The organism is Brunnivagina elsteri CCALA 953 (assembly GCF_002289455.1).
In the GTDB taxonomy this organism is placed as follows: Bacteria; Cyanobacteriota; Cyanobacteriia; order Cyanobacteriales; family Nostocaceae; genus Brunnivagina; species Brunnivagina elsteri.
The window spans coordinates 1-8,288 of record NZ_NTFS01000299.1; the positions used below are offsets into that span (position 1 = coordinate 1).

Annotated in this window: 5 protein-coding genes; 4 read left to right on the forward strand and 1 reads right to left on the reverse strand. The window is 37.1% G+C overall.

Going from position 1 to position 8,288, the window contains the following annotated elements; all coding sequences use genetic code 11:
* The 4 genes from CK510_RS21770 to CK510_RS21785 all read left to right on the forward strand — a co-directional run.
* On the forward strand, positions 1-2,222 hold a 2,222-nt coding region (locus CK510_RS21770), incomplete at its 5' end, for a peptidase domain-containing ABC transporter (protein WP_095723686.1).
* A 990-nt stretch (positions 2,223-3,212) separates the two neighbouring features.
* Positions 3,213-4,271 (forward strand): hypothetical protein, encoded by a 1,059-nt coding sequence (locus CK510_RS21775; RefSeq protein WP_095723687.1) that lies wholly within the window; start codon positions 3,213-3,215, stop codon positions 4,269-4,271.
* A gap of 130 nt (positions 4,272-4,401) precedes the next feature.
* Entirely contained in the window at positions 4,402-4,872 is a 471-nt protein-coding gene (locus CK510_RS21780; protein WP_095723688.1) for a HetP family heterocyst commitment protein, read from the forward strand.
* A gap of 901 nt (positions 4,873-5,773) precedes the next feature.
* Positions 5,774-6,505 (forward strand): peptidylprolyl isomerase, encoded by a 732-nt coding sequence (locus tag CK510_RS21785; protein ID WP_095723689.1) that lies wholly within the window; start codon positions 5,774-5,776, stop codon positions 6,503-6,505.
* A gap of 241 nt (positions 6,506-6,746) precedes the next feature.
* Here the strand turns inward: CK510_RS21785 and CK510_RS21790 are convergent, their stop codons facing one another.
* Positions 6,747-8,222 carry a M16 family metallopeptidase gene (locus tag CK510_RS21790; RefSeq protein WP_095723690.1) on the reverse strand — a complete coding sequence of 492 codons (1,476 nt, stop codon included), beginning with the start codon at positions 8,220-8,222 and terminating at the stop codon, positions 6,747-6,749.
* Positions 8,223-8,288 lie beyond the last annotated feature (66 nt).

Consider the following 8,288-nt stretch of genomic DNA (forward strand, 5'->3'; position numbering starts at 1 on the left):
GTCTTATTTGGGGTAAATTAGAAGAAATCCAGTTCCCTTCCCTTAGCAATGGGAGAGTAACCTTCAATAACTGGGATGCAACTCGATTAAATAAATCCTACCACTTCATTCGTCAACAGAGTTCTTCCGATTGTGGGGTTGCTTGTTTGGCGATGGTGTGCATGTATTGGGGTAAGCGAATTAGCTTAAATAGATTGCGGAATTTAGCCCGAACGAATCGCATGGGGACAACATTACCTGGATTGGTTGATGCAGCGAAACATTTAGGTTATGAAACCGAAGGGGTACGAGCTTCTTTAAATTCATTGGAATCGCAAACTAACCCCTGGATTGCCCATTGGCAAGGGATTCATTACGTTGTCGTTTGGAAAACAAACAGCGATGTCTTGACGATTTCTGATCCCGCAGTTGGGAAACGCACCATATCTCGTGATGAGTTTGCTGCCAATTGGACTGGATACGCACTCTTATTGACACCAACTGAACGGTTACAACAAATCAAAAGCGAAAAAATTTCCCTCGCGATGGTTTGGCAAACCCTTTGGCAGTACCGTAACTTGCTTGCACAGATTACTCTAGCTTCGGTAGTGTTGCAAATATTTGGGTTAATTATTCCTGTAATTGCTTGGATATTTATCGATGGAGTTTTAAAATTTCCAACTGCTCTAACGCTGAATCTCTTCGCTTTCGGGTTTTTGCTGTTTGGAGTTTGGCGTTTATTGGTGCGGGCTGTACGGCAATATTTACTCGATTACCTCTCCAATCATCTTGACATGAATTTGGTCGGTAATTTTATTCGCCACACCTTAGAATTACCATTACAGTTTTTCGCATCGCGACAAGTTGGAGACATTACAACTCGTGTTGAGGAAAACCGTAAAATTCAATCCTTTATGACTCGTCGTGCTGTCGTTGTTTCCCTAGATGCGCTGATGGCTATTGGTTGCTTTGGCTTAATTGCTTACTACAACCTGCAATTAGCTTTACTGGCAATTGGATTGACAATACCTGTGGCAATATTTTCCCTCAGCACAAATCCATCTAGAGAAAGGGTTTCCCGCAACATTGCCCAGAAAACAGCAGCTCAAAATACAGCCGTAGTCGAAATGATGGCAGGTATTGCCACAATTAAAGCTGGAGCAGCAGAAAAATGGGTGCGATCGCATTGGGAAGAACAGTTTGCAAGTACCATCAAAGCCAGATTCCAAGGGCAACGATTAGCAAATAACTTGCAGCTAGTTAGTAGTACTATTGCCCATCTGGGAACGACTGTTTTGTTATGGTATGCAGCAACCTTGGTGATGGAAAAGCAACTTTCCATTGGGCAGTTTGTTGCCTTTAATATGCTCGTTAGCAGCATTTCCCAACCAGTTTTAGCGTTATTTGAACTGCGATCGCAATATCAAGATGTGCTTGTTTCGATGGAAAGACTCAATGATGTCTTGGAAGCAGAACCCGAAACCAACAAAGAGCTAACACTGGAGATATTACCAAAGATTCATGGTGAAGTTCATTTTGAAAATGTGACATTCTCCTACCATCCCGAAGAACGCGACGCATTGCAAAATATATCTTTTCGCATCCCAGCAGGGCAAACAATCGGCATTATTGGTGCTAGCGGTTCGGGAAAAACGACGTTGGTGAATTTACTTGCGGGTTTATATCGTCCCAATTCCGGGAGAATTTTGATTGATGGAAAGGATATTTCCCTCTTTACACCACAATCTCTTCGCAGACAACTAGGAATAGTACCCCAGCAAAGCTTTATGTTTTCCGCAACCATTTGGGAAAATATCACCCTATTCAATCCAGAATTTTCCCTAGAAGATGTGATCGCATTTTCTAAGCTCGCAGCAGCACATAACTTCATCCACGACTTACCCCTAGGCTATCACACCCAAATTGGCGAAAAAGCCAGGATGCTCTCAACAGGGCAAAGACAACGAATTTCCCTAGCTCGTGCTTTGATTCGCAATCCCCCCATTCTCGTACTTGATGAAGCTACAAGTGAATACTTACCATCCTTGGATGTGGAAACTGAAAACCATGTCATTCGTGAGCGAACTACCCTCATCATCACCCACAAGCTGAATCTACTACAACATTGCGATCGTATTCTCGTTCTCAACCGAGGTATCGCTGTTGAGCAAGGCACTCATCAAGATTTAATCAGTAATAACAAGCTCTATTCACATTTAATTCAGCAGCATACTCAAACATAATCATTAATAAATCTGCTAAATTCACCCATACTGAAATATAAATACTTACCGATTTGTTCCGGAAGCATTTTCGCTATGATTGTTACCAAAAAATATATAGCTTTTATATTGCTTTGCAATTTTCCATCTATAAAATTTACATTTACTTCGTAAATTTGCTGTTTCCGGCATTTTTTAATTTTGTTGTTTCGATACTTTTCTCATCAGCTAACTCATACCACAAAACCGTATCAACAATAACTTTTTTAATGGGCAGATAAATTGTATTTAATCTAAAAAATACAATAAGTTTACTGTAATTTCGCATTGAAAGTTTTAAGCTTAAACCTGTGTATAGCAGAGCTTAAAGCTAGATTAAACAGGAATATATTTACAAATTTTAAGAATATTACCAACATTTACATTCCCATATAATCGTAGAAATACTACCAAAATTTATATCTTTATAAATGGTTCGTAAAGGAATTAAGTGCTACAATTTTATGGGGTCAGTCTACTAGAACAAAATTCTCAAAGCTAATACCAGTGAGGGGCAAAACCCCCTATTAGATAATAATAATGAGGACAAAAATAAAAGTTGCACAGTACTTAAGTAAATCGCAAAATTAGTTGAGTAGATTTAACTAAATCAATGCCAATTTGGCAGATGGCAATTAAAACAAGAATAGTAAAAGCACTAATGTTGCTGTTTTGAATTAGAGATAGGGATTTTTGTTTACCAATCAAGGCTCTATGAGTAAATACTTAGCAAATTTATTTTTTTAGGTAACTAAACCTACTTAATTGATTAGCGGGAGAGGAAAATAGTAGAGAGTGGATAGGTAAAAAGTTGAAAAGGAAAAACTGCATCTACCGGGAAAGAGGAAATGAAATTAGAGTCGTGAGTACAACCAAGCAAAAAGGGCATATTGCAACGGAAATGACCAAATTCCGCTTAAATTGCCAGCATGGTGGATGAAAACAGTTAGGTTTCCTAACAGAGGTTAGTTAATGAAAAGAATCATTAGGTCAAATGCACTTGAAACATCAGTTACAACCGTCAATGCAAACAACTTGTCAGAATCATTGCAAACAATGCTCAATCAACCACCATCCTCTGTTGCTCATTTATTACTGCTAAGTAGCATCTTGTTCCTAGCAATGGCTTTAACTTGGGTTTGGAGCGCAAGAATAGAAGAAATTGGTCAAATACCAGGAAAGCTTGTACCCATCGACTCAGAAAATGTACAAGAAGCAAGCAGCAACATCGCAGAAATCGCAGAGACACAGTTGAAGCAAAACGATTCCCAATTTGTCCTCAAATTTGACGTTCAAAACCAGCATTTGACCGAGATTCAAACAAAGTTAAACCAAATTCATGCACTAATGGTTAATACTTATCTAACTGACTCAACAAATACCCACAAACCAATCAAGCAAACCAAATCTGCTTTGAGATTCACAACAACAGCAGCAGACAATACTAGCGTAACCAAATTGGATACAGCAAATATATTTTCCAATATTTCCCATAACTTATTCCCGAAAACGACCAAAAACAGTTTGATTCAGTTAGAACTGCAACAAGAAATCCAGCAACTGAGAAAAGATATATCCCAACTGCAAATTCAACTGACTAAAACCCATAACCGACTCAGCAAAATTCAGACAAAGATTAAACAATCTCTCCAAAATAATTCTGTCAACAAACATCGAGAAAAGCCGACAAAAAATCAAGCACTAGTTTTAGTCACTGCTTTACCGGAGAGAATCACTAATTTCATTGATTCCGGAGATAAAGTACAAATTTTACTTGATGCGAAATTGCAACAAAATCCAGAAATAATTTTTGGAAAAGTGATATCTATCGTTACAGATAGAGAAACAAATGAAAATTGTAAGTTAAATTTAAATGTTAATAAAAACAATCTACCTCAAATTGTATCAAAGCAAAAACAAGCTAGCAAATGCAAAATGATGATTAGCTCAAAAAAAACTCCCCCAGCTAAAGTCAAATTAGTTCGTAACTATCTAATGACTGATATATTCTTTGACTTCAACCAAAACTGAATAGTTAAGAGTTAATAATTAATAGTTAATAGGAATATGGAATAGGTTTACCTAATACCCAATAACTACTAACCACCAACAGAAAATTGCATTGCAAAATTTATTTACTTAACTGAAGCGTAACAGAACCATGAACCAAACAAAATCTAGCATTAGTAACAACTTTGATAAAGCTATAAATCCCGAACAATTAGATCAAGTAGTTGAAGCAATATTAGCAGGTAAATACTCATGGGCTTGTGTATTAATGCTACGTTTTGCAGGTTATAACCCCCTTCATTACATTCCCTACCGTACATACAACCGATTACTCAAAGAAAACTCTCCCAGTGAAAAATCCCATCAACAACGTAGCGATCACCTTTCCATTGCCAAATCTAATAATGAAAAAAGATCTGATGGCAATTTGTCTCCTAGCTGCTTGAACAAAATTAAAGATTTGGCTTATTTAGAAGTAGTCGGAAAACAAAAAAGAGAGATTCGTGGGGGAAATATTGATGAGTGGTTATCAACACAAATTAGTGAATCTCCCCAGATCAAATCAGATTTACAGTCAGAAGTAACTCAAAATAGTTGCTTGAGATTGTGTGAATTCAATTAGCAAAATCAATAAATAGCATTGGTTCTGTTTGCAGTTAATTAAGTTAATTTAATTGTTTAATTTTGCATATCCCTGACTTCTTAGAGAAGCTGGGGATATGATTTTTCATATTCATTAAACCTTAAATTCTTAAATACATCCTTTTCAAAAAAAATTTACTTTTTCTTTGCAACTAAAATGCCAAATTGGCAAACGATTGGCGTTTATTTTTTATACATTATATATATAAGGAAAGCAAGCGAGTGTCACATTGATTATAAATAAGGAGTGGGATATTGAATCAATAAAAATAATAGTTTAATTAATGATTTAACTTAGATGAGAAGATATGGGGATAGATAGCATAAGATAGTTAAATTTAGCTTCAGCGAGAAACAAATTTTAATCATTGCTGATGGTGGTTCTTTTTCTTCAATAAGTAAAAATAAAATTGGATATGCCTGATTCTAGAGATGTGGTTCAATTCTGATTTATTTGACCTTATTAGTACTAAATCAAAAGTCAGATTAATCCTCCCAATTAATCCTCCCAACTTTTGAAGTCGAGATTTGAATTTGTTTTTATCAAGTTCAAGCAAGAGAAAGAAAAGGTGATGCTAAAACTATTTGTTCTACATTGAAATTAGCAACTACAGTCTTTTATCTTACCCGATTAATCTCATCCAAGAGTTACTTTATCCGCGTCATTAAGACGCATTTTCTTAGCTTATACATTACTTAAAAATGACTGGAAGCTGTAAACTCCAATAGCTTCCAGTTTTTTTGTAAATTTTGAGTAGCAAAAACTACTCAAAACCCGAATATATCATTTACCCTAGTAACAAGTCATCTTTGCTTTCATTCTGGATTTGGCAACAGAGAGAAGTACAGAGATTTTAGGTAAATATAACAAAATTAGTAAAATGAACGGAGATTCTAAAATTGTTATTGAATTAGAAGAGGTTCTTAGCTTCCTGAAGCGCGAAATGAAACTCAAGGAAGTGTACGATTCGATTGTATCTCAAAGAGCGATCGCACGTGCAGCATCCGAGCGAGAACTAAGTGTCAGTAACGATGAAATTCAACGAGAAGCAGACAAACAGCGTCGTGAACTATGTTTGGAGAAAGCATCGGATACGGTAGCTTGGTTAAATGAGCAAATGGCAACCCCTGAAGAATGGGAAACGGGGATTCGCTTTAGCTTGTTAGCACAAAAGCTTGCTGAGGAGATGTTTGGTAAGGAAGTCGAAAAGTTCTTTATCCAAAATCGCTCTGAGTTTGAACAAATAATCTTATATCAAATGATAATTGCCAATGATAAGCTTGCTCAAGAGCTTTATTTTCAAATTGAAGAAGGGGAAGTTAGTTTTTTTGCTGCTGCACATGAGTATGATATTGATGAAATCCGCAGGCAAAAATGTGGTTACGAAGGTAAGTTATATCCCTGGCAACTTGAACCAGATATTGCATCGATAATATTTAATACATCCCCTCAGCAATTAATTGGACCATTTAGAACCGAACAGGGATATCACTTGTTCTTTGTTGAGGAACTAATACCAGCAGAATTAACATCTCAAAGATATCAAGAAATCCTCAATCACATGTTTAAACAATGGTTAAATATAGAACTAGAAAATATACTTAATTATTAGTGATGATAATGTTAGGTTACACACTAGCTAACAATCCCAACCAAGGTTTAAGAAACCCTGGATTTATCTTTAACTCAGTTAGCTTACATTTTTTCGTATCTAATTGAAAAAATCAATGATTTTTGGTGTTTCTTAGAGACATTAGTGAAGGAGTTTTATCTTTTAATTCAATCAAAATGCAAAAGAACCCGATTTCTCTCAAGCAACAGAACCCCGATAGTAGTCGGGGTTCTACTAACACTTAACTTTGAGGTGGTGCTGGAATGGTGACATCAACTGCTGTGACTTGATTTGCCAGTTGAGATAGTGGTGGATCGATCGCTTTTTGATTACCAACAACTAGGGTAATAAAACTATCGGGTTTGAGATATTTCTGCGCGACTTTTTGGACATCAGCAGCAGTGGTTGCTTCGAGTTGCTTGCGGTAGGTAAACAGAAAATCTGCGGGATAACCGTAATATTCGTACCGCATCAACCGAGATAAAACCTGGGAAGGGTCTTCAAAATTGAAAACAAACGAATTCAAGGTAGAATCTTTTGCTAAAGCTAGTTCCCTGCCTGTAACGGGTTCAGCTTGCAATTTTTTAATTTCGGTTTGAATTGCCTTAATAAACTGTACCGTCGTTTGCGATCGCGTTTGTCCCCCAGCTATAAACATTCCTGGATAATCGTACTTGGGACTCCAGTAACCGTATACAGAATATGCTAAACCTTGACGCGATCGCACTTCATTAAATAATCTACCCCCAAACCCATTCAATACCCCGTTCAATACATCTAATGCGGCATAATCGGGACTGTCATACTGTCCCCCCAAATGTCCAATTAAAATATTACTCTGGGTTAACTGTGGTTGGTTAACGAAATATACCCCATTGGTATTAGCTTGTACAACCTTAGGTAGTTGCGGTTTAATTGGGGTTGTGCTGGGTTTCCAATCTCCAAACTTTGCTTGAATTAGAGATTTCATTTTCTGCGAATCAAAATCCCCAACAATTCCCAAAATCAGATTATTTGGATGAAAATACTGTTGGTAAAACTTCACCAAATCATCGCGGGTAATTTTCGCTAATGTTGAATACTCTGTAGTCCTTGCATAAGGACTCGTACCACCATATATTACCTTCTTAAACTCACGCTGGGCAATATCATTGGGGTCATCATTACGACGAGCTATACTACCACCTTCCTGCTTCTTTGCCAAATCCAATTTATCAGCAGCAAAAGCAGGTTCCCGTAATACTTCCGCATACAAACCAAACACCCTATCCAAATCTTCACTCAGGGTTTGGAAACTCCCTGTTCCCATACTTTCACTAATACTGGTTTCTACGGAAGCTGCACGCTGTTCCAGCATTTGATTGAGTTGATCTGGTGTACGCTTTAAAGTACCCCCAGTTCGCATCACAGTTCCCACCAACTCAGCAAGTCCAATTTTATCACCAGGTTCCAAGCGATCGCCTGTACGAATTACTGCCCTACCATTGACCAAAGGCAATTCATGGTCTTCCATCAAATATACCACCATGCCGTTTTTCAACGTCATGCGATCGTATTTTGGTAATTTCACATCTGGTAATGGCGGCATTTGCAACTCAGTATAATGCTTTGCTTCTGTCGCTGTAGTTGCGGCAAAGGATAAGTTAACAGTCAAAAGTAGAAATGCACAAGCTAAAACAAGTGTATAAATAAAACTATTTTTCCTTCGTTTAAACATTGTAATTACTCCTAATATTTGGGAATTGGGAATTGGGAATTGGGAATTGGGCATAGAGAATAAAAT